At 72.2% G+C, this 22336-nt stretch carries 17 protein-coding genes; 7 read left to right on the forward strand and 10 right to left on the reverse strand.

The features are described from left to right. Window positions 1-19 precede the first annotated feature (19 nt). Entirely contained in the window at window positions 20-661 is a 642-nt protein-coding gene (locus tag Air01nite_RS33825; protein WP_373310533.1) for a hypothetical protein, read from the forward strand. A 62-nt stretch (window positions 662-723) separates the two neighbouring features. Then, window positions 724-1917 carry a hypothetical protein gene (locus tag Air01nite_RS33830; RefSeq protein ID WP_203707442.1) on the forward strand — a complete coding sequence of 398 codons (1194 nt, stop codon included), beginning with the start codon at window positions 724-726 and terminating at the stop codon, window positions 1915-1917. Between the two features lie 13 nt (window positions 1918-1930). Here Air01nite_RS33830 and Air01nite_RS33835 read toward each other — a convergent pair whose 3' ends face one another. Next, complete coding sequence (locus Air01nite_RS33835) at window positions 1931-3100, reverse strand: acyl-CoA dehydrogenase family protein (RefSeq protein WP_203707443.1); 1170 nt, start codon at window positions 3098-3100, stop codon at window positions 1931-1933. Window positions 3101-3379: 279 nt separating this feature from the next. Here Air01nite_RS33835 and Air01nite_RS33840 point away from each other — a divergent pair, with 279 nt between their 5' ends. Continuing rightward, the gene (locus Air01nite_RS33840; RefSeq protein WP_203707444.1) at window positions 3380-4807 is read left to right on the forward strand and encodes a UDP-glucose dehydrogenase family protein; all 1428 of its coding nucleotides are present in this window, start codon (window positions 3380-3382) and stop codon (window positions 4805-4807) included. Between the two features lie 276 nt (window positions 4808-5083). After that, a complete protein-coding gene (locus Air01nite_RS33845; protein ID WP_373310534.1) occupies window positions 5084-10291 on the forward strand; it encodes an SCO7613 C-terminal domain-containing membrane protein in 5208 nt (1735 codons plus the stop codon). 85 nt (window positions 10292-10376) lie between these two features. On the opposite strand, the gene Air01nite_RS33850 is transcribed toward Air01nite_RS33845, so the two are convergent. Genes Air01nite_RS33850 through Air01nite_RS33870 form a run of 5 tightly spaced genes read right to left on the reverse strand, consistent with a single transcriptional unit; the run spans window position 10377 to window position 15378 of the window. Then, on the reverse strand, window positions 10377-10820 hold the full coding sequence (locus tag Air01nite_RS33850) for a GNAT family N-acetyltransferase (RefSeq protein ID WP_203707446.1): 444 nt from the start codon (window positions 10818-10820) through the stop codon (window positions 10377-10379). Continuing rightward, window positions 10817-11326 (reverse strand): 5-(carboxyamino)imidazole ribonucleotide mutase, encoded by a 510-nt coding sequence (gene purE / locus Air01nite_RS33855; protein ID WP_203707447.1) that lies wholly within the window; start codon window positions 11324-11326, stop codon window positions 10817-10819. The genes Air01nite_RS33850 and purE overlap by 4 nt, the downstream gene beginning before the upstream one ends. Further along, window positions 11323-12474 carry a 5-(carboxyamino)imidazole ribonucleotide synthase gene (locus Air01nite_RS33860; protein WP_203707448.1) on the reverse strand — a complete coding sequence of 384 codons (1152 nt, stop codon included), beginning with the start codon at window positions 12472-12474 and terminating at the stop codon, window positions 11323-11325. The genes purE and Air01nite_RS33860 overlap by 4 nt, the downstream gene beginning before the upstream one ends. A 24-nt stretch (window positions 12475-12498) precedes the next feature. Beyond that, window positions 12499-14496 (reverse strand): thioredoxin domain-containing protein, encoded by a 1998-nt coding sequence (locus Air01nite_RS33865; RefSeq protein ID WP_203707449.1) that lies wholly within the window; start codon window positions 14494-14496, stop codon window positions 12499-12501. A gap of 12 nt (window positions 14497-14508) precedes the next feature. After that, the gene (locus Air01nite_RS33870) at window positions 14509-15378 is read right to left on the reverse strand and encodes an oxidoreductase (RefSeq protein ID WP_203707450.1); all 870 of its coding nucleotides are present in this window, start codon (window positions 15376-15378) and stop codon (window positions 14509-14511) included. A gap of 90 nt (window positions 15379-15468) precedes the next feature. Here Air01nite_RS33870 and Air01nite_RS33875 point away from each other — a divergent pair, with 90 nt between their 5' ends. Further along, on the forward strand, window positions 15469-16038 hold the full coding sequence (locus Air01nite_RS33875) for a TetR family transcriptional regulator (RefSeq protein ID WP_203707451.1): 570 nt from the start codon (window positions 15469-15471) through the stop codon (window positions 16036-16038). Window positions 16039-16488: 450 nt separating this feature from the next. Here Air01nite_RS33875 and Air01nite_RS33880 read toward each other — a convergent pair whose 3' ends face one another. The 3 genes from Air01nite_RS33880 to mca all read right to left on the reverse strand — a co-directional run bounded on the left by Air01nite_RS33880 (window position 16489) and on the right by mca (window position 20453). Next, window positions 16489-19014, reverse strand: coding sequence for a putative bifunctional diguanylate cyclase/phosphodiesterase (locus Air01nite_RS33880; protein ID WP_203707452.1), 2526 nt, complete (start codon window positions 19012-19014; stop codon window positions 16489-16491). 249 nt (window positions 19015-19263) lie between these two features. Further along, window positions 19264-19512 (reverse strand): hypothetical protein, encoded by a 249-nt coding sequence (locus tag Air01nite_RS33885; protein ID WP_203707453.1) that lies wholly within the window; start codon window positions 19510-19512, stop codon window positions 19264-19266. Window positions 19513-19571: 59 nt separating this feature from the next. Beyond that, on the reverse strand, window positions 19572-20453 hold the full coding sequence (mca, locus tag Air01nite_RS33890) for a mycothiol conjugate amidase Mca (protein ID WP_203707454.1): 882 nt from the start codon (window positions 20451-20453) through the stop codon (window positions 19572-19574). 120 nt (window positions 20454-20573) lie between these two features. Between mca and Air01nite_RS33895 the strand changes: the two genes are divergently transcribed. Then, window positions 20574-21008: a DUF4307 domain-containing protein gene (locus tag Air01nite_RS33895; RefSeq protein WP_203707455.1), complete on the forward strand. Its 435-nt coding sequence runs from the start codon at window positions 20574-20576 to the stop codon at window positions 21006-21008. Window positions 21009-21095: 87 nt separating this feature from the next. After that, window positions 21096-21596: a transcription elongation factor GreA gene (gene greA / locus Air01nite_RS33900; protein ID WP_203707456.1), complete on the forward strand. Its 501-nt coding sequence runs from the start codon at window positions 21096-21098 to the stop codon at window positions 21594-21596. 5 nt (window positions 21597-21601) lie between these two features. On the opposite strand, the gene Air01nite_RS33905 is transcribed toward greA, so the two are convergent. Beyond that, on the reverse strand, window positions 21602-22336 hold a 735-nt coding region (locus Air01nite_RS33905; protein ID WP_203707457.1), incomplete at its 5' end, for a pyridoxal-phosphate dependent enzyme.

The following is a 22336-nucleotide window of genomic DNA, read 5'->3' on the forward strand; positions in this document are numbered from 1 at the left end:
GCTCCGGTACGGTGCTCGCGTGCGTCATCTATGGAGCCTGCTCGGCGGCATTGTGGCCGCGCCCGTGGTCTGGATCCTGCTCGCGCTCGGCCAGGACGGGTCGGCCTCGACCATCGGCACCTGGGCCGAGACGTCGGCGTTCAACACCGCCCGGCTGATCGGACCCGCGGTCTACCTCGCCGCCGCCGGCATCGGCCTCGGCGTCCTCGCCACGCTGCGCTGGTCGCCGCTCGGCCCGGTGGTCGCGGGGTTGCTGCTGATGGCGCCGTACGTCGGCATGTTCATCGCGCCGCTGCGGGTGCGCTCGGCGGTGCCGGGCGGCTGGCGACTGTTCGGCGACCCGCTGCCGCTGCGCCTCGTGCTCGACAACGGCACGCTGTTCTTCCTCGGTCTGCTGCTGCTGATGGCCGCGTTCAGCGTGCAGCGCTGGCGGCGCTGGCCGGTCCCCGCGCCGGTCAGTTCGGGCGTCGCCGACACCAACCCGGATCTGTTCGGCGGCTTCCCGACGGACCCCGACACCAAGCCGCCGTCGCTGGCCTATCCGCCGGCCGACGTCCCGGCGCCGCGCGCCGAGCCGTTCGGCGGGGGCGCGCCGAGCGCCGGGGGCTCACCCTGGGCGTCACCGCCGGCGCCCTACCGGCCTGACGCTAAGGCCGAATAGGCGACAGAGTTCGCCGCCCACGCGGGGTACGGTGCGCACACCTACCCCGTCGGGAGGCCTCGATGCGTCATCTCTGGTCGCTGGTCCTGGCGCTGGTTCTCGCACCCGTCATCTGGGCTTTGTCCGGTTACGGGATGAACGAGGTCGCGGTCAGCACGGGGCGGTTCGACCTCCGGCTGATCGGCGGCTTCGTCGCGCTCGCGGCCGCCGGCGTGCTGCTCACCCTGCTCGTGCTGACCCGACTCTCCCCGGTCGGGCCGGCCGTCGCCGGGCTCGCGTTCATCGTGACCAGCGTGCTGGTGTCGCAGATTCCGGAAACGTTCCAGGACATCTACCAGGCGTCGGTGTTCGGCCGGCCGGCCGGTCTCGCCAACCCGGCGCTGGCGATCGGGCCCGTGATCGGCACGTTGCTGTTGCTGACCGTGTTCAGCCCGCGGCGCTGGCGGCAACATGCGACGCCGCCCGCGGCCGCGCCGCCGCCGATCTATCCCGGCGCGACCGTCGGGCCGCCGCCCTATCAGCCGACGCACGCGGCTTATCCGACCTCGCCGGCGCTCGGTGCCGCTCCCGGGTCGCCGGCCGGCGCCTACACCACCGGCGTCCTGTACGGGCAGGGCTACAACGCACCCGCGTCAGGGTTGCCGGCGCCGGTGCCGACGAGTGGCGTGCCGGCTGCCGCCGCGCCCACCTCGGCACCGCCTACCCCGCCTCCGCCCTCACCTCGGACCGAACCGCCGCCTGCGACGCGTGGTCCCGACCGCGTGCCGCCGCCTCCGCCGCCGCGGTTCACCCCGCACGTCCCGCGTCAGCCGGGCGCCAACGAGGCAGCCGACGCGGACGACCTCACCACGCGCCTCGGCCCGGCCAAGCCGGCCACCGACGAGACGACGAGGCTCGGTCCGCCGGCCACCGACGAGACCACCCGACTAGCCCCGGCGCCGCCGGCCGACGAGGGCACGGTCGTCACGCCACCGGCCGACGACGACGAGAAGACGACGCTGATCGCCCCCGCCGCCGGAGACGACGAGAAGACGACCCTGATCACGTCGCCGGCCGCGGGCGAGGCGACGCCTCGGCCGGCCGACGACGGTGACGAGACCACCGTGCTGCGACCGGACGCCGCCGACGAGGCGGTCGAGGACGGCAGCACACGCCCGCTGCGCGGCACCCCACCACCACCGGCGGCCTATCCACCGCCCGGCCACGCCACGCCGACCCCACCACCCACCGACCCGGACGCCACCCGCCGGCTGTGAGCGGGCGGCGGCGTTACGCGACGCCGTTGAGGAGTTGGCGGGCCATGACGATGCGCTGGACCTGGTTGGTGCCCTCGTAGATCTGGGTGATCTTGGCGTCGCGCATCATCCGCTCGAGCGGGTAGTCGCGCGTGTAGCCGTACCCGCCGAGAAGTTGGACCGCGTCCGTGGTGATCTCCATGGCGGCGTCGGAGGCGAAGCATTTCGCCGCCGCGCCGAAGTAGGTCAGGTCGGCGTCGAGGCGCTCTGACCGGCCGGCCGCCGCGTAGGTCAGCTCGCGCGCCGCGGTCAGCTTCATGCCCATGTCGGCGAGTATGAACTGCACGCCCTGGAAGTCGGCGATCGGCTTGCCGAACTGGTGCCGCTCCTTGACGTAACCCAGCGCGTAGTCGAGCGCGCCCGAGGCGATGCCGACCGCCTGTGCGGCGATGGTCACCCGGGTGTGGTCGAGGGTGCGCATCGCGGTCGCGAACCCGGTGCCCGGCTCGCCGATAAGCCGCGAATCCGGAATATGCACATTGTCGAAGTAAACCTCGCGGGTCGGCGAGCCCTTGATGCCGAGCTTCTTCTCCGGTGCGCCGAACGACACACCCGTATCCGACTTGGACACCACGAACGCCGAGATGCCGCGCGACCGGGCGCCCGGATCGGTGACCGCGAAGACCGTGTAGAACTCCGACACGCCGGCGTTGGTGATCCAGCGCTTGACGCCGTTCAAAACCCAGCCGCCGGAGGGTGCCCGTTCCGCCCGGGTCGTCATCGACACGGCGTCGCTGCCCGCCTCGGGCTCGGACAGGCAGTAGGAGAACATCGCCTCGCCGCGGGCCACCGGCGGCAGGAACTCGGCCTTGACCGCGTCGGAACCCGCCAGCAGCAACGGCATCGTGCCCAGCTTGTTGACCGCCGGGATCAGCGACGACGACGCGCAGGCGCGGGCCACCTCCTCGATGACGATCGCGGTCGCGAGGGCGTCCGCGCCGGCGCCGCCGTATTCGACCGGGATGTGCGGAGCGTGGAAGTCGGCCGCGCGCAACGCCTCGTACGACGCCTTGGGGAACTCACCGGTTTCGTCCGCGTGCGCCGCGTTCGGCGCGACCTTCGCGTCACAGACCTCGCGCACCGCAGCGCGGATGGTCGCGTGCTCCTCGGGTATTTGGTAAACGTCGAACGAACGGTCTGTCATAGTTGCGGCCCTTCCCTGGCCGGGGGTCGGCGACCACCGGTAGCGTGCGTCGGGCATGCGTCAAACTCGGCCCACCGCTGAGGATACCGGCCGGTAACCGTGGGCTGATGTGCACGGTGGGTAGGCTCACGCACTATCCTCGCCACGGCAGGCGAGTCCGCCGCCGGCGGCGGGACAAAAGAACAAGTGTCCTAACTGACGCGCCGTGCGGGCGCGGACAGCCCCGACAACCGACGTGGCGCACAGTTGCGCCGCCGAGCGCGAGCGGAGAACCAAGGCGTGACGATCCCGTACCCGAACACCCAGCCCATGCCGGCGATCGCGGCGGTGACGCCCCCGTCCGGATCCGCGCGCCCGCGGCTGACCTTCCTCGGCACCGGTTACCTGGGTGCGACGTACGCCATCTGTTACGCCGAACTCGGCTACGAGGTGCTCGGCGTCGACGTCGACGAGCAGAAGATCGCCGGGCTGGCCTCGGGTGTCGTTCCGTTCCACGAGCCCGGCCTCGACGAACTGCTGCGGCGCAACCTCGCCGCGGGCCGGCTGCGGTTCTCCACCGACTACCAGGACGCCGCCGAGTTCGGCGACGTCCACTTCATCTGCGTTGGCACCCCGCAGCGGGCCGACGGCATGGGCGCCGACCTCACCTACGTCGAGAGCTCGGTCGTCAACCTCGCCCAGCACCTCACCCGAAAGGCCCTCATCGTCGGCAAGTCGACCGTCCCGGTCGGCACCGCCGAGTGGATCGAGCAGCTCGTCGGCAAGCACGCCGCCCCTGAGCTGGGTGTCGAGGTCGCCTGGAGCCCCGAGTTCCTGCAGGAGGGCTTCGCCGTCGAGGACGTGCTGCGCCCCAACCGCATCGTCGTCGGCGTGAAGAGCGACTGGTCCAACGGCCTGCTGTACGCGGCCCACAAGGGCGTCTTCGACCTGGCCGCGACCGAGGACCGCGAGGTCCCGCTGGTGATCACCGACTTCTCCACCGCCGAGCTGGTCAAGGTCGCCGCCAACGCGTTCCTGGCCACCAAGATCTCGTTCATCAACGCGATGGCCGAGGTCTGCGAGGTCGCCGGCGGCGACGTCACGCAGCTCGCCCGGGCCATCGGGTACGACCCGCGGATCGGCAACCGGTTCCTGCAGGCCGGCGTCGGCTTCGGCGGCGGCTGCCTGCCCAAGGACATCCGGGCCTTCCAGGCCCGGGCGCAGGAGCTGGGTGCCGGCGAGGCCCTGCGGTTCCTGCACGAGGTCGACCTGATCAACCTGCGCCGCCGCACCCGCGTGCTCAACCTCGCCGCCGAGCTGCTCGGCCGGCGTTCGGGCCCGGCCGGTCCCGATCTGTCCGGTGCCCGGATCGCGGTGCTCGGTGCGACGTTCAAGCCCAACTCCGACGACATCCGCGACGCCCCGTCGCTGGCGGTCGCCGGGCTGCTCCTCAAGGCCGGCGCCGACGTGCGGGTCTACGACCCCGAGGGCATGGACAACGCCAAGAAGGCCGCGCCCGACCTGACGTACGAGCCGACCCTCAACGACGCCGTCCGCGACGCCGACCTGGTCTGCGTGCTGACCGAGTGGGCCGACTTCCGCAACGCCGACCCGATCGCCGTCGGCGAGCTGGTCGCCGGCAAGAAGGTGATCGACGGCCGCAACTGCCTCGACCCGGCGCTGTGGAGCCAGGCCGGCTGGGTCTACCGGGGCATGGGCCGCCCGTAACACGTCTGTTCTTCCGAAGGGCGCTCCTGGGGTTTCGCACCCCGGGAGCGCCCTTTCACATTGGAGGGAGTCACCGATTTCGGGTGTCGCGCCCGGACACGCCCAAAGGGACTGTTCAATCGACGTCCGGTATGGGCATGCTTCGGTATAGGCGTCACTGTCCTGCCGCGGAGAGGTGCGATGGAAAGGTATCCGTGTCCCTCCTGCGGCCGGGAGATCGACCCCGCGCCTCGATGCCCTTATTGCAACGCCGAGCAGGGCAGGTGGGCCGACGAGGTGTCGCGCATCGAGCGCGAGATCGCCGAGATCCGCCGCGAGGACATCAAGCTGGCCCGCGACCAGCGGGTGCTGGCCCAGCGGATGCAGGCCGCCCAGTTCCAGCGCGACATCCTCTCCGCCGCCAACCGCGAACGGCTCAAGGAGCAGCTCAAGAAGCCGCGCCGGGTGCTGCGCCGTCGGGCCGTCCGCCGGCCGCCGACGGCTGACCCGACCGGTCCGCGGATCCCACGGCAACAGCCGGCCGCGGCGCCCCCGCCCGAACCGCCGCCACCGCCGCAGATCCAGGACATCGACGACGAGGGCGTACGCCCGGAGGCCTCACCCCGGGAGATCCAGAACGTCTACCTCGGCCTGGGCGCCCTGCTCCTCGGTGTCGCGGCGGTGGTCTTCGCCGGCGTGGCCCGCTACCCGATCCCCCGGCTGGCCATCCTGGCCGGTGCGGCCGCGCTCATGCTCGGCGTCGCGCCGTTCGTCCGGGCCCGGCGGCTGAGCTCGACCGCCGAAACCATCTCCGCGGTCGGCCTGACGCTGGTGCCGCTCATCGGCTACGCGCTCTACCTGGTGCCCGAGGTGCGCAACGGGCCTGTCTCGGGCGAGGTGTTCGCCGGCATCGTGTTCGCGGTGACGGCGGCGATCGCCGCGGTCTACGCGAGCGCCACGGGCCTCAGCGTGCCCCGGTACGCGACCGTGCTCGCCCTGCAACCCGTGATCCCGTTGCTCACCCACGACTGGATCAACGGCTCGACCGGCTGGGCCTTCTCGCTGGCGGCCGTGGCCGCGCTGGACATCTGGCTGGGCCGGCAATACGCGGCCTTCGGCGCGCTCGTGCCGCCCGCGTGGTCGGCCCGGCTGGTCCCGCCGCCGGCCACCGACAGCCTCGCGCCACCCACGGACCACGAACAGACCACGGGTGTACGGCTCGGGCGGCGCACGGGTGGCGACCCGACCGACAAGCCCGACGCCGACCCCGCGGACGGTGACGCGACGGGGTTCGGCGTGGGCTCCCGCTCCGGCGCGGTGCCGGCGGGCGGCCCGAAGGTCTCCCGGATCGTCTCGACCCCGCCCCGGCAGCGCGTCGGCGAAACCGACGAGGAAGCCCCGCGGGAGGAGAGCCGCCGGCCCGAGGCCGCCGCCGAGGAGACCGAGGTCCTGGTCGACGCCGGCCCGCCCGAGGCACCGGTCTCCGGTCCGCCGCCGCAGACCGAGGTCGCCGCCCGGTGGCTGCGCGAGATGTCCTGGGTGCTGTTCGGCATCGCGATCGGCGCGGCCCTCATCTACGCGGTGGCCGGCCTGGTCGAGGCGCGCACCGTGCCGGGCGCCACGGTGGCCGGCCTCGCGCTGGTCCTGGCCGCCGGCATCGGCCTGGTGGGCTCGCTGTCGCTGCGCCGCCGCCCCCTGCCCGACCTCGCCGGCGGCATCATGACGCTGGCCCTGATCGGCGCCGCCGGCCGGGTCGCCGCGGTCGCGCTGCCCGGGCACACGCTGGTGGTCGTCGCCGCGATCGTCGCGCTGATCGGCTTCGCGGTGCGGGCGCTGCCCGACGACGCCCGCCGCGGCCCACAGCTCGCCTCGACGGCGGCGCTGCTGGTCATCGGCATGGTGGTCGCCGGCAACACGCTGCGCGCCGCGATCGCCCCGATCGAGGCCGCGCTGCCGATGTGGCGGGCCGACCTGACCGCGTACGACATGAAGCTCGACGACGCGATCACCACCGCCCAGTGGCAGCTCGCGGTCGCCGCCGCCCTGCTGACGATCGCCGCCGTGCTGTCCGCGCCGCAGGAGATCCGGCGCGAGCTGGCGGTCGCCGGCGCCGCGCTGACCGCGCTCGCCGCACCCGCCTCGTTCGACCTCGGCTGGGCCGCCGCGCCCTGGCCGCCGGTCGCCGCCGCGATCGCGATCGGCGTGGCCGGCCTGTGGGCGCGCACCAGCCGGGCCGGCGTCGCCCACGCGGTGGGCGCCGCGCTGGTCGGGCTCGCCGCCGCCGGCGCGTCGACCGCCCGCCCGGCGCTCACCGCCGCGGTGCTGTTCACGATCGCCGCCGGTGGTGCGCTGATCGCCGCGGCCGCCCGCACGGCCTCCGTCCGCGCCAACGCGGGCGCGGACCCGGTCGGCGAGTGGGCCGCCGGTGGTGCGGCGTTCGCCTTCCCGGGCGCGGTGGCGAGCTTCGTCGCGGCGACCGTGCCGAGCGAGGCGGCCACCGTCCCGATCCTGGCCACGGCCTTCCTCGCCGTCTGCGCGACGCTCAGCTTCGCGGCCCTCAACCAGGTCGCCGAGCGGCACCTGAGCGTCCCGCTGACGGTCGGCACCGGGCTCGGCGCGGTGGCCGTGGCCATCGCCGCGTTCGCCGCCGGCGAGGCCACCGGCGCCGACAAGCTGGTCGGCGCGCTGATGCTGGTCGCCGCGATGCTGCTGTTCCTGGCTCCCTCGATCGACCACGGCCGCCGCGCGGACCGCATGCTCGACGGCGCCGACTTCGCGTCCGCGGCCGCGACCGTCGCGTTGATCGGCGCGCTCGCCCGGATCGCGGCGATCCTCGCTCCCGGCGGCCAGATCGCGACGGTGGCGGCGATGATCCTGATCGTCGCGATCGCCGTGCGGGCACTGCCGGAAGACTGGCGGCGCGGGCCGGCGCTGGGCATCGCGGTCGGCGGTGGCGTCATCGCCGCGATCGCCGGCTACCAGTCGCTCGCCGGTGGGCTGCGCATCCTGGCCACGCCGGGCGCGCTGTGGGAGGCCGACCTGTCCCGGTGGCCGGGCAGCACCGACGCGGCCGGCGCGTGGCAGGCGCCGGTTGCCCTCGTGCTGCTCGCCGGCGCGGCCGCGATCGTCCTGCCCCGCCCCTGGTCCTACGACGTCGCCGGGGTCTTCGTCGGCCTGGCCACGATCGGCGCGCCGGCCGCCCTCGGGCTCCCCTGGTACTCGCCGATCGTGATCGGCGGCGCGGTCGCCACCGTCTACGGCGTGGCGGCGGTGATGGCCGCCGACCCGCGCGCCGGGATCGCCCGGATCTGGGTCGCCGCCGCGGTCGCGCTGCACGCCGTCGGCGCCAGCGTGGTGCGGCCGTGGACCACCGCCGCGGCGCTGGCCATCATCGTGGTGATCGGCGTGGTGGTCGCCGCCCTGGCCGCCGCGGTCGTCGTGACCCCTGACGGCATGCCGGACCGAGCCGCGCTGCTGTTCACTCGCGGCGGGCGCGGCCCGACCACCGAGTCGAGCGGCTACCCGGGAGCGGAAGCGGCCCCACCCATCGGCACCGACGGCGGCAGCATGCCGGCTGGCGCCGTGCCCTCTGGCGCCGGTGGCGCCGCGACCGCCACGATGACCCGCCCCCGCCAGGCCACCGTCGACGAACCCCTGGTGGTGCCGGCCGACGTCGCCGCACCACCGCACCTGTCCACGATCGGCGGCCTGGCCATCGGCGGCGCGCTGCTCGCCCTGCCCGGCGCCCTGGCCGGCTTCGCCGCGTCGACGGGAAGCTCCGCCGTCGTCGTGCTGACCGCGGCCCTGGCCGGCTCCAGCCTCGGCGTGGCCGTGCTGGCGCTGACGCGCACCAGGATGGCGCCGTTCCTCTCGTACGCCTCCGTGGGCCTCGCCGGCGGCGCGACCGTCACCGCCGGCACCGCCCTGGCCACCGACGTCTCTCCCGGCGTCTACGCGGCCGCCGCGGCCATGCTGGGCATCCTGGCCGAGCTGCTGCGCGCGACCGTGCCCCCCAGCGGCGAAACGGAGCGGGTCCGCCGGTGGAGCGCGCTGGCCGGGCCGCCCTGGCGCCGCATGCCGGGTGCCATGGGCCGGCGCTGGTCGCTGGAGCCGTCGATGGGCGCGCTGCTGCTCGCCGTACCCGGCACGCTGTTCGCCCTCTATGCCCTCGGCCCGGCGCTGATCGCGGCCCTGTTCGACCCGCTGCGTGTGGTCAACCACGTCTGGGAGGGCCCGCCGCCGACCCTGCTGGACCCACCGGCCTCGGCGGTCGAACCCTCCAACGTGCTCTCCGCGTTGCTGCTGACGGTGGCGGCCGGGCTCGCCGCGCTGGCGTTCTCCGGTGGCCGGCCCGCCCGAGCGGTGCCGGTGGTGCTGCCCGGCATCGCGGTGACCATCCTGATCACCCCGGTGTCCCTGGGCTTCGGCTGGCCGCACAGCACGCAGGCGGCGCTGGCGGTGTTCGCGGTCGCCATGCTCGGGCTGGCGCTGACACCGCCACCGCCGGAGTCGGAGGTCGCACAGTCGCTGCGGGCGGCCCGCGTCGCCGCCTTCGTGATCGGCCTCGCCGCCGGCAACGCCGGCCTGACCGGCAGCCTGGCCACCCGCGAGCTGACGCTGTTCACGCTCGGCAGCGCGGCGGTGGTCGGCGCGGCCGCCGCCCTGTACGGCAAGACCCAGCGGTCCCGCATCCTCGGCTGGCTGTTCGCCGCGATCATGGCGCAGGCGTTCGTGCTGACCCTCGGCCTCGTCGCGGGCCTGCCCCGCACGACGTCGGCGTTCGGCGTGCTCGGCGTCGGCGCCCTCCTGCTGATCGGCGCCACACTGCTGCCGCGCCTGCGCCGGCCGGACGCGCTGCACGAGGCGACCACCGTGGAGTGGAGCGGCTACGCGGCCGGCCTGGTCGCGTTCGCGCTCGCCTTCGACTCGGTGCCGCACCTGGCCGGCCTGCTCGCCGCCTGGGGCGCGGTGCTCGGCGTCGCGGCCGGCCGCCCCGGTCGTCGCGCGTCCCGCCGCCGGGTGATCTTCTACACGTCGCTGGGCTGTGAGGTCGCCGCCTGGTGGCTGCTGATGGACCTGGTCGACGTGCGGCTGTTGGAGGCCTACACACTGCCGTTCGCCGCGGTCGCCCTGGTCGCGGGCCTGATCGAGCTGCGGCAGCGCCCGTCGCTCGGCAGCTGGGTCGCCTACGGGCCGGCCCTGGTCGCGGCGTTCCTGCCGACCACGGTGCTGGTGCTGACCCGCGACACCAACGACACCCGCGAGCTGCTCCTGCTGCTCGGCGCGGCCGCCACGCTCATCTTCGGCTCGATGCTCAAGCAGCAGGCGCCGTTCATCGTGGGCGCGGTGGTCACCGCCGTCTCGGCGATCCATTTCACGGTGACCCGGGTCGGCCCGTACTACGTCGTCCTGCCGATCGGCGTCATCCTGCTGATCCTGGGCGCGAGCAACGAAAACCGCCGCCGAGCCCAGGAACGCATCCGCAGCCTGCGCGGCATGCGCTAACAGGTGCGGTCGAGGCCGCGTCCGGGCGTCCGCGGAGGTCGGCGTTGCGGCCGGGCCGAGCCCGGCCCGATCCGCCAGAAACCCGCTATCGCGTGTAGTGGCGCAGCCGCACCGCGTGGCCGTCCGGTGTGGTCCAGTCGGCTTCGGTCGTGTGGGTGTGCCGCCACCCTGTGGCCGCGTAGAAGGCGACGGCGGCTGACCTCTGCTCGTCGGTGACCTCGAGGTTGAGCTCGACGCCTTGGTCGGCGCCCCAGGCGGTCGCCGCCCCGACCAATGCGGTGCCGACCGAGCGACGGCGCGCGGCCGGCGCGACGAACAGGCGGGTGAGCTCGCCGGGCCGGACCGCCACGTGGCCGGCGATCGTGCCGGGGCTCAGCTCCGCGACCCACGCCCGTGCCAGACCCGTCGGGCTCAGCCAGCCGATCGGATCGTCGGGCCAGTTCAGCGGGTACGCGTCCGCGTAGTGCACCGCCCGCAGCGCCGTGACGCAGCCGGGCAGGTCGGCCGCCTCCCGTGGGCGGACGATCATGCCGGGCGCAGCGACGCCTTCAGCGCGGCTTCCTTCTCGGCCACCAGCACCTCGAGGCCGGCCTGGAACTCGACCATCCGCTGCCGCAGCGCCGGGTCGGCGGCGCCGAGGATCCGGGCCGCCAGCAGTCCCGCGTTGCGGGCGCCGCCGATGGAGACCGTGGCCACCGGCACGCCGGCGGGCATCTGCACGATCGAGAGCAGGGAGTCCATGCCGTCGAGGTACTTCAACGGCACCGGCACGCCGATCACCGGCAGCGGGGTGGCCGACGCGACCATGCCGGGCAGGTGTGCGGCGCCGCCGGCACCGGCGATGATCACCTTGAGACCGCGGTCGGCGGCCGTCCGGGCGTACGCGATCATCTTGTCGGGTGTGCGGTGTGCGGAGACGACGCCGACCTCGTAGGCGACGCCGAACTCGTCGAGTGCCACCGCCGCGGCGCGCATCGTCGCCCAGTCGGAGTCGCTGCCCATGATCAGGCCGACGACCGGCCGCTCATCACTCATGAGTGCGTCCCTTCGCGGAGCCACCAGGCCGCGCGGGCGGCGCGGGCGCGCAGCGACTCGAGGTCGTCGCCGAGGACCGTTACGTGACCGATCTTGCGGCCCGGACGGGTCTGCTTGCCGTAGAGGTGCACGCGCGCGCCCGGGTCCTCGGCGAACAGGTGGTGCATCCGCTCGTCGACGGACATGCCGCCGGGCGGCCCGCCGAGCACGTTGGCGCTGACCACCACGGGCGCGGTCAACGCGGTGTCACCGAGGGGGTAGTCGAGCACCGCGCGCAGGTGCTGCTCGAACTGCGACGTCCGGGCGCCCTCGATGGTCCAGTGGCCGGAGTTGTGCGGCCGCATCGCGAGCTCGTTGACCACCAGCCCGGCCGGCGTCTCGAACAGCTCGACCGCGAGCAACCCGACCACGCCGAGCGCGGTGGCCAGGTCGATCGCCAGCTTCTGGGCCTCGACGGCCAGGTCCTCGGGCAGCAGCGGCGCCGGGGCGAGCACCTCGACGTTGATCCCGTCGCGCTGCACGGTCTCGACCACCGGGTACGCGGCGACCTGGCCGAACGGCGACCGGGCGACCTGCACGGCCAGCTCGCGGCGCAGCGGCACCAGCGCCTCGGCGATCAGCTCCGTGCCGCTGGCCAGCACCTCGGCGGCCGCCGCCGGCGAGTCGACGACCCAGACGCCGCGCCCGTCGTAGCCGCCACGTGCGGCCTTGAGCACGATCGGCCAGCCGGTCCGGCCACCGAAAGCCACCAGGTCGTCGGCGGTCGCGACCGGCTGCCAGCGCGGCACCGGCGCGCCCACCGCCGTCAGCCGCTCCCGCATCCGGCGCTTGTCCTGCGCGAACACGAGCGCGTCGGCGGACGGGAAGACCTTGACCCCCTCGGCGGCCAGGGCGCGGATGTGCGCCTCCGGCACGTGCTCGTGGTCGAAGGTGACGACGTCGCAGCCCTTGGCGAAGGTGCGCAGCGCGGCCAGGTCGGTGTGCTCGCCGATCTGCACGTCGGCGGCGACCAGCGCGGCACCGTCGTCGGGATGGGCGGCGAGCACGCGCAGCGACTGGCCGAGCGCGATGGCGGCCTGGTGGGTCATCCGGGCCAGCTGGCCCGCGCCCACCATGCCGACGACAGGCAGTCCGGTCCGGGAATCCATGGCGCGGAAAAGCCTATCCCGGGCTCACCGGCGGACGAGCTGCGCGGTGAGATCCGACACCGCGGTGGTGGGGCGGTCACAGACGAAACCTCGGCAGACGTACGCCGTGGGCGCGCCGTCGAGCTGCGGGCGATCGGCGAGCAGCGGCACGCCCGCCGCGTCCGGGGCGCCGACGAGCACCACGGCGCCCGGCGGTGCCAGCTCGTAGGCGGTCGCGACCAGCGGATCGTCGGTCGGGTCCTGGGTGGTGGCGATGACGATCTCGAACGGACCCGAGAGCAGCGCCTCGCCGGTGGCCGCCGCGTAGCCGGTGAACCGCGGATGCTGCGCGACGATCGGGGCGACCGTGCCCAGCGCCGCCTCGGCGGCCTCGCGATAGCGCGGCTCACCGCTCAGGGCGGTGTAGCTGGTCAGCGCGGCCGCGAGCACCGACAGCCCGGACGGTGTCGCGTTGTCGGTCGGGTCGGCCGGCCGGGTGACCAGGCGCTCAGCGTCGTCGGCGGTGTCGTAGTAGCCGCCGCTGCCGGTCGGGAAGTGCGCCAGCGCGGCGTCGAGCAACGTGCCGGCCAACTCGAGCCAGCGGCCGTCGAGGGTGGCCTGGTGCACCGCGCAGAACGCCTCCGCGACGGCGCCGTAGTCCTCGAGCACGCCAGGCGGGTCGCCGACCACACCGTCCCGGGACACGCGGCGCAGCCGTCCGTCGACGACGTGCCGCTCCCGAAGGAGGTCGGCCGCACGGACCGCCGCATCCAGCGACTCCCCGGTGCCGGTGGCGAAGTAGTGCTCCACCAGGCCCGTGATGGCTAGCCCGTTCCAGGAGGCGACCACCTTGTCGTCGCGGGTCGGCTGGGGACGCCGCGCGCGGGCCGCGAGCAGCCGGGCGCGGACGTCGGTCCAGCGGTCGACCACCGGCGGGTTGGCGTCGTCGATGTCCCTGGCGAGCCGCAGGACGCTGGCACCCTTCTCGAAGGTGCCGGCGGCGGTCACCCCGAACACCCCGGCGGCGTACGGGCCGTCCTCGGGGCCGAGGGCCTCGACGAGCTGGGACGGGGTCCAGGCGTAGGTGAGGCCCTCGACCCCGTCGGTGTCGGCGTCGAGCGAGGACGCGAACCCGCCCTCGGGCGTGGCGAGGTCGCGGATGAGGAACTGCGCGGTCTCGTCGGCGATCCGGCGGGCGAGCGGGTCACCGGTGAGCCGCCACAGGTGCGTGTAGACGCGCAGCAGCAGGCCGTTGTCGTACAACATCTTCTCGAAATGCGGCACGACCCAGCGCGCGTCGACGGAGTAGCGCGCGAACCCGCCGGCGAGTTGGTCGTAGATGCCGCCGCGGGCCATCGCCTCGCAGGTGTGCCGCACGATCTCGAGCGCCCGCTCGTCACCGGTGCGCTGGTGGTGGCGGAGCAGGAAGAGCAGGTTCATCTGCGGCGGGAACTTCGGCGCGCCACCGAAGCCGCCGTTCTCACCGTCGTACTCAGTGGACAGTTGCTGCGCGGCGGCGTCGAGCATCTTCGCGGTGAGCGGCGCGCTGACCCCGCCGAGCGCCTGCGCACCGCCGACGGCCTCGACCACTGCGGCGCCCTGACGCAGAACCGCCTCGCGCTGCTCACGCCACGCCGTGCTCACGGACTGCAGGAGCCGGGTGAAGTTGGCCTTCGGGAAGTAGGTGCCACAGAAGAACGGCGTGCCGTCCGGAGCCGCGAACACCGTCATCGGCCAGCCACCCTGACCCGTCATGGCCTGGGTGGCCGTCATGTAGACGGCGTCGACGTCGGGGCGCTCCTCCCGGTCGACCTTGATGTTGACGAAGTTGGCGTTCATCAACTCCGCCACACCGGCATCTTCGAAAGACTCGTGCGCCATGACGTGACACCAGTGACAGGCCGCGTAGCCGACCGAGATCACCACGGGCACGTCCCGCCGTTTCGCCTCGTCGAACGCCTCACTTCCCCACGGCCACCAGTCGACCGGATTGTCGGCGTGTTGGAGCAGGTAGGGCGAGGTGGCGTCGATGAGCCGATTCACCACCCAAGCCTGTCACACGTGCCCCGCCACGGAGAGGTCATAGGTCACCCCGGTCAACCGCTCCGACACAGCCCACAACCGCGCCCGCAACTCAGGATCCTTCGCGGCGGCCGGCACACGAGCCAACGCCGGCAGCCCACGACCCTCCATAAAGCCGCGCGGCGCGTAGTACCCACCGCTGACGGCCAACGGATCGGTCGCGGCATAGAGCGACGGCCGAGCAGCCTCCTCGACACTCTGCCCACCCACCGCGACCAGCCGAGCGGCAACGAACCGAAACGCGGGACCCACATGACGCGCGATGCCGGTCGGCGCGGTCCCCGGATGAACGGCGATGCTCCGCACACGATCAGTGCGAGCGGCCAACTCAAGAGCAAAGGCGATGTTGGCCAACTTGGCAGCGCTGTAGGCCCGCATAGGCCGATAACCCGTGTGCAGATCCAGGTTGTCGAAATCCAACCGCCCCCGCCGAGCAATCACCGCGCTAACGGTGACGACCCGCCCAACAAGCGCCGGCAACAACAGCCCGGTCAACGCGAAGTGCCCGAGATGATTGGTGCCGAACGTGAGCTCGAACCCATCGACAGTCAACCGCCGCTCCGGCACAGCCATCACCCCGGCGTTGTTAACCAGAAGATCAATCTTCGGGTACGCCCGCAGAACGCCCGCAGCAAACGCCCGCACAGAACCCAGATCGGCCAGATCCAACTCACCGGTGGACACGCTGCTGCCCGGATGAGCGGCCCGCACCCGCTCAGCGGCAGCAGCAAGCGCCTCCGGCCGACGCCCCGCAATGATCACGTGCCGCCCCCGCCGCGCCAACTCAACCGCGGTAACAAGCCCGATACCACCCGTACCACCGGTAACGATCGCCGTCTCCATGATCACCCTCCAAATCAGTTGACTAACTAGATAGTTAACCCGCCCGAGACCGATTCGTCAACTAACCAGTTAGTCAAGTATCCTGACCACATGCCGCCCACCGGAGACGCCCAGGAGACCCGCCGCCGCCTGGTCGAGGCCGCCTACGCCGAGTTCGCCGCCCACGGCATAGCGGGCGCCCGCGTGGACCGCGTGGCAGCAACAGCAGGCGTCAACAAAGCCTTGATCTACTTCCACTTCGGCAACAAAGAGGGCCTCTTCACCGCTGTCTTCGACATGATCGTCAGCCAGTCGCTAACCGAGGCCCCCTTCGACGCGACAAACCTCCCGGCGTACGCAGGCCGCCTCTTCGACATAGGCGAATCCCACCCGGAAGCGCTCCGCCTGGTCACCTGGCACCGCCTGGAACGCGCCGCGGACCAGCCGCCACTAAAAGCAGTCGTAGCCGCCAACCAGTCCAAACTGGACGCAATAGCCAAGGCCCAAGCCGAGGGCCACATCACGGAACGCCACACCCCAGCGGAAATCCTGGCCCTGGTCCTCACCATCGCAAACATGTGGACAGTGATGACCCCAGAAATGCACCTGGCCGCCCCCACAGACTCAGCCACCCGCCGAGCCTTGGTAGTCGACGCGGTAGCCACCCTCCTAAACCCCTAGCCGCACAAGCCCACTGGCTCAGCCGACCGCGTAAAGCTGCAAAAGCCCGCGACGAGTCATCATGGTTGCGGACAGCAAGAAGGTCAGGCTGGGGAGGAGACCGTGCGCTGGAGCGTTGAGCGGGGTTAAGCGTTTAGCGTAAGCGCACGGTCTCCTCCCCAGCCCAAACCGCAACCACGCAGCAGCCCCGACCGTGCCCAGCAGCCGAAACAACTGAGCCGCCGCAAACCCCGCCACGCCAACCAAAGGCGGGAAACCACAGCGAAGCCCAGCCAATGGACTGTGACCCACGGCCAGCAAATGTGGCCACGACCAGTGCGTAGGTCAGGGCGGGGGAGGATGTTGGGAGTGCCGACTATAAGGGGCGCGCCTTTTGCGACCTGTCGGTACTCCCAACATTCTCCCCCGCCCTGAAGGGCGACCAACAGACCAGCAAGGACCGTGAGGAACTCAGGCCGACCCATCAGCCCGCAAAGGAAAGACCTTGGCCCGAGCAGAATCAGTAAGCTGACTCAAAACGGCAACGATCTTGTCCGCCGGCATGGGCTTGAAGAAGTGATAGCCCTGAGCAGCAGCACACCCAAGATTCTCGAGAGCGTTCCGCTGGGCAGCGGTCTCGACGCCCTCGGCGACCACACGCAGCCCAAGCTCCTGCCCCAGCGCGATAGTGAAGCGCACGATAGCCGCGGCCTGGGGCGACTCAGCCATGCGCATCACAAAGGACCGGTCAACCTTGACCTCATCCACCGGCACGCGAGCAAGGAAGGCCAACGACGAGTACCCGGTGCCGAAGTCGTCGAGTGCGATCCGAATCCCCATGGCCCGGAAAGCGGCCAACACGTCGTCGATCACTTCCTGGTCGCTCATCACCACGGTCTCGGTGATCTCCAGAACCAACCGCTCGGGTGCGACACCGTGGGTGCGAAGGAGCTCCTGCACAGCATTCGGCAGATGCTGGTCAAGCAGATTGTGCGCCGACAGGTTCACCGCGATCGGAACGTCCATCCCGTTCGCCGCGACATCGGCCGCGACCCGCAGCGCACGGTCGATGACGTACAAGGTGAACGCCCCCAGCAGGTCGCTCTCCTCGGCGGCGCGCACGAAGTCACCGGGCTTGAGCACACCGCGCCGAGGATGGCGCCAGCGGATCAGGGCTTCGGCCCCCGTCGGCGCCCCAGTTGTCAGATCCACCGCCGGCTGCAGAGCGAGCACGAGCTGGTCGTCGGCCTCGAGTGCCTCGCGCAGCTCGGACAGCAGGGTGAGCTGGTCGGTGCTGCTCTCGTCGCGGCTCGGGTCGTAGCAGGCGGTGTTGCCGCCGCCGCCCTCCTTGGCCTGCCGCAACGCGATGTCCGCGCGGCGCAGCAGCTCGACGACGGGCGCGCTGCCGGCCGCCGCGACCACCACACCCGCCGACGCCTCGACCGCGAGCTGGATGCCCTGCACCTCGGTCGGCGTCGCCACAGCGTCGACCAGCTCGGCCGCCCGATCCAGAGCCCGCGAGGTGGTCATCCGCTCCGGCCCCGCGATCAGCAGAGCGAACTGGTCACCGCCGAGCCGACCGAGGAGCTCCCCCGGCCCCGTCAGCGTGTTCATCCGGGCCGCCGTGGCCGCCAGCAACTCGTCGCCGGCCGCGTGGCCCAGGGTGTCGTTGACCGCGCGGAAGCGGTCGATGTCGACGACCACGAGTGCGATCGGGTGGTCACGGCCGAGCCGGCGCAGGGCCACGTCACCCTGAGCGACCACGGCCGACCGGTTGAGCAGGCCGGTCGGCGCGTCGTGCACGGCGTCGTACGACGAGCGCTCACGCAGCAGTGACCAGGCGCGGTGGGTGACCGCGTCGTGGAGAGCGACCGCCAGCGTGTCCCCGAACGACCGCAAAGCGAACTCGTCACGCGCCGAGGGCAGGGTCGGCCGGGGCAGCGCGACCCGAATCTGCCCGACCAGTTGGCCGCGCACGGTCAGCTCGCGGACCAGGGTCGACTCGTCGCCCTCGGTGGCCGGTCGCTCGTCGAGGTCGGCGACGCCGCCGCCACCGTCGGCGTCGCCCCAGTAGCGCCGCCAGCCGCCGTCCATTGTGATCACGTCGAGGTCGACCCGCTCGGCGACCAGCAGGCGCAGGGCGCCGGCCACGCCGGCCGCGGCCACCTCGTCCTCGTCGAGCTTCTTGAGGGCGCTGGTCGCGCCGGCGAACTCCTCCCAGGCGCGGCGCTCGTCGGCGGCCCGCAGCCGCTGCCCGTAGGTCTGCTGGAGCAGCCAGAGCGCCGGCGGGAGCAGGAACAGCCAGCGCGGGTCGGTGTCGACCATGGCGACCACGGCCAGACCGACGACGACGTTGCCGACGACCATCAGGAGCTTGTCGTTGAGCGCGCGGATCAGCGTGGCGAGCACGGGCACGCCGTGCACCAGGCGCAGGTAGATCACCGCGAGCAGGGCGCCGACCAGCAGGTACGTGAGAGCACCGAGGACCAGCGCGCCGGCCAGCGGCGGGGTGAGCGGTGCGCCGATCGGGTCGGCGAGGCGGCACGCGACGGTGACCGCGGCGGCGACGGCGACGGTCTGGCTGGCCGCGATGTGCACGACCTCGAGCGGCGTGCGGAGCTTGGCGAAGATCGCCAGGAGGAGCCAGGCGGCGAAGGCGCCCGCGAAGGTGGCGGCGGGCAGCCAGCCGGATGGTGCGGCGTAGAGGCCGATGATCAGCGCGGCCTCGCCCCAGGTGACGGATAGTCGCCCGGAGCCGATGCGTAGTCGGAGGCTGGCGAGCTGGGCCAGCGCCATCACGCCGAAGGCGATGGCGAACCGGGCCAAGGGCGGCAGCGGGTCGCCGGCCGGGACCGTCGTGGGCCAGAGCAGCCCGGTGATCGTGGCGATGGCCGCGAGCACCAGCAGCAGGCCGGTGAAGGCGTGCGCCCGGGCGGGCACCTCCGCGGCGCCGGTGCCCCGGGCCATGCGGCCCAGACCGGCGCGCAATGCGCTCATCGTCGACTCCCACGCACGGGACCGTCGACGAACTCAGCAAGCGTTTCGCTGAGCCGGGAGCGGCCGGCGATGGTCATCGGCGCCCCCTTCCGCGTACGCCCACGGGGAACCCACGCGGGACCCCACGGCGGAAGGCTAAGCCAAACAGACTGGGCGCAACAGGGGGCAGACGTCTGGTTTGGCCATCAATGGGTGTCGTCGTGCCTGGTCAGCACCGGATTGCCCAGTCTGGAACGAATCCAGTGCTGGTCAGGAACGGTCATTCGGGTCAATGGCTTTCGCCGCGACAGATTTCGCCGTGGTCGGATCCACGACATCCTCACCCGGAGCGGGGAACCGCTCGGGCAGCCGCTTGAGGCGGCTGTTCATGTTGCGGATCAGAAACACCGTCGCGGCGCCCAGCAAGATGATCAGCAGGAGTCCCATCGGGCCGGCGAGGCCGCCCTCGCGGGTGTCACCGAAGTTGTTCACCGCGAACACGTCGACAACCGTCTGCATGGCGGCTCACTCCTTCTCACCCGGGGGTCGTGGGGAACCCTCACGCTACGCCCGCACCATCAGTGGGCGTGCACCGCCTCCCGAACGCCCGCGAACAGGTCGGACTCGGGCACCGGGCTGTCGACGAGCGACTTGACCAACTCGAAGTCCTCGGTCGGCCAGACCTTGCGCTGGACGTCGAGCGGCACCCGGAACCAGGCGCCGTCGGGGTCGACCTGCGTGGCGTGCGCGCGCAGGGCATCGTCGCGGACCTCGAAGTATTCGCCGCACTCGACCCGGGTGGTGACCCGGTCGCCCTTGTCCTCGCGCTTGTCCCACTCCTTGAGCCACTCGGCGTAGGGCGACTCCAGGCCCGCCTCGAGCATCGCCTCGTGGATCGCGACCAGGCGGCCCCGGCTCCAGCCGATGTTGTAGTAGAGCTTGAGCGGCTGCCACGGCTCGCCCAGGTCGGGGTAGCGCTCCGGGTCGCCGGCGGCGTCGAACGCGGCCACGCTGACCTTGTGGCACATGATGTGGTCGGGGTGGGGGTAGCCGCCGTTCTCGTCGTAGGTCGTCACGACGTGCGGGCGGAACTCGCGCATCAGGCGCACCAGCGGAGCCGTGGCCACCTCGAGCGGCTGCAGCGCGAAGCACCCGTCGGGCAGCGGCGGCAACGGGTCGCCCTCGGGCAGCCCCGAGTCGACGAAGCCCAGCCAGGCCTGCTTGACGCCGAGGATGGCCCGGGCCGCGTCCATCTCGGCGCGGCGGATCTCGGCGATGTTTTCCCAGACGTCGGGACGGTCGAGCTTGGGGTTGAGCACGCTGCCGCGCTCGCCGCCCGTGCAGGTCGCGACCAGCACGTCGACACCCTCGGCGACATAGCGAGCGGACGACGCCGCGCCCTTGCTCGACTCGTCGTCCGGATGCGCGTGCACGGCCATCAGACGCAACTGCTCTGCCACGGACTGCTCCCCCTATGCCTGCCTGCGACCTGGTCATCCTCGGCTGCGAGGATGGAACCCTGCCATTCTGGCCGATCGCACCGACAAGAATTCGTCGGGACCTGCCTGAGGGGTGCCCTCGTGACCGAGACGCCGACCACGACCACATCAACCGCGCCCGTGTTCCCGCCCGGCCGATACGGCCGCCGGCGCGAGCCGCAGCGGCGCCGCCCCTGGCTGGTCGCCGGGCTCGCCGTGGTCACCCTGGTGATCGGCACGCTGGTGGCGGTCCGGCTTTACAAAAACTACGGCGACCCGGCGTACGACGCCCAGGTCGTCACCTTCCACGACATCAGCGACGACGGGCTCACGCTGGTGTTCCGCGTCAGCATCCCAGAGGGTGGGCAGGCGAGCTGCGTGCTGCGGGCCCGGTCACGGGACGGCGCGGAGGTCGGGCACCAGGAGATCCTGGTCAGCGACCAGCCGGGCAGCGGGACCACCACGGCCACCCAGCGCCTGGTCACGAGCGCCAAGCCATTTGTCGGTGAAGTGCTCCGCTGCGTACCAGCGAAATAAACGGGTGTTTCGGGCGCGACATCCGATCGTCGATCGCTGGTAAGTTGGAAGTTCGTACTTGTCACCCGCCACCCAAGGAGAACGTCTGTGTCCACGACCGACCGCGGGACTCCCGTCACCTGGTTGTCCCAGGACGCGCACGACCGGCTCCAGGCGGAGCTCGACGAGCTGATCGCGGCGCGCCCGGTGATCGCCGCTGAAATCAACGCCCGCCGCGAGGAGGGCGACCTGCGCGAGAACGGCGGCTACCACGCAGCCCGTGAAGAGCAGGGCAAGCAGGAGCACCGGATCAGCTACCTCAAGGAGCTGCTGCGCACCGCGCAGGTCGGCGACGCACCCACCGCCGACGCCGTCGCGCCGGGCACCGTGGTGACGATCCACTTCGACGACGACGCCGACGACACCGAGACGTTCCTGCTCGGTTCGCGTGAGATCGCCGCGACCACGGACCTGACCGTCTACAGCCCGGAGTCGGCGCTCGGCAAGGCCATCCTCGGCGCACGCAACGGCGACACCGTCACCTACACGGCCCCGAGCGGCGCCGACATCAAGGTCACGGTCGTCAAGTTCGCACCGTTCGAGGGCTGAGCCGCTCAGGCGAACGAGACGATGTAGCCGCTCGCACGTAGGGCACCAACCACCTGGTCGGAGTGCTCCGACCCGCGGGTCTCCACGGAGAGCGCGACCTCCACCTCGCCGAGGCGCAGGTGGGGGTTCTGCCGTTGGTGCACGACGTCGACCACGTTGGCGTGCTGGTCGGCGATCTTCCCGAGCAGGTCGGCGAGCTGGCCGGGCCGGTCGCCGCAGCGCACGATGACGCGCAGATAGCGGCCCGCCGCCGCCAGCCCGTGCTCGATCACCCGCATCAGCAGCAGCGGGTCGATGTTGCCGCCGGAGAGCACCGCGACCGTCGGCGGCTCGGCCTCGACGACGCCGGCGAGCAGGGCCGCGACGCCCACCGCGCCGGCCGGCTCGACGACCAGCTTGCCGCGCTCGAGCAGCATGAGCAGGGCCCGGGAGATGTCCTCCTCGGTGACCGTGACGATCTCGTCGACCAGCTTCTCGACGTGCGCGAAGGTGATCTCACCCGGGCAGCCGACCGCGATGCCGTCGGCGATCGTGGAGAAGCTGGCCAGCCGGGTCGGCTCACCGGCGACCAGCGAGGGCGGGAACGCCGCGGCGTTGGCGGCTTGGACGCCGATCACGCGTACGTGCGGATTGATCGCCTTCGCCGCCACCGCCAGACCGGACACCAGGCCGCCACCGCCGACGCCGGTCACGATGGTGCGGACCTGCGGGACCTGCTCGAGGATCTCCAACGCGACGGT

Source organism: Asanoa iriomotensis (assembly GCF_016862515.1).
GTDB lineage: Bacteria > Actinomycetota > Actinomycetes > Mycobacteriales > Micromonosporaceae > Asanoa > Asanoa iriomotensis.

Excerpts from the sequence above, each read along its gene's own strand:
- purE (WP_203707447.1), bottom strand. The coding sequence starts at position 11,326 with ATGAGTGATGAGCGGCCGGTCGTCGGCCTGATCATGGGCAGCGACTCC.
- Air01nite_RS33835 (WP_203707443.1), bottom strand. The coding sequence starts at position 3,100 with ATGACAGACCGTTCGTTCGACGTTTACCAAATACCCGAGGAGCACGCG.
- Air01nite_RS33870 (WP_203707450.1), bottom strand. The coding sequence starts at position 15,378 with ATGGAGACGGCGATCGTTACCGGTGGTACGGGTGGTATCGGGCTTGTT.
- Air01nite_RS33860 (WP_203707448.1), bottom strand. The coding sequence starts at position 12,474 with ATGGATTCCCGGACCGGACTGCCTGTCGTCGGCATGGTGGGCGCGGGC.
- Air01nite_RS33880 (WP_203707452.1), bottom strand. The coding sequence starts at position 19,014 with ATGAGCGCATTGCGCGCCGGTCTGGGCCGCATGGCCCGGGGCACCGGC.
- Air01nite_RS33875 (WP_203707451.1), top strand. The coding sequence starts at position 15,469 with ATGCCGCCCACCGGAGACGCCCAGGAGACCCGCCGCCGCCTGGTCGAG.
- Air01nite_RS33850 (WP_203707446.1), bottom strand. The coding sequence starts at position 10,820 with ATGATCGTCCGCCCACGGGAGGCGGCCGACCTGCCCGGCTGCGTCACG.
- Air01nite_RS33885 (WP_203707453.1), bottom strand. The coding sequence starts at position 19,512 with ATGCAGACGGTTGTCGACGTGTTCGCGGTGAACAACTTCGGTGACACC.
- Air01nite_RS33830 (WP_203707442.1), top strand. The coding sequence starts at position 724 with ATGCGTCATCTCTGGTCGCTGGTCCTGGCGCTGGTTCTCGCACCCGTC.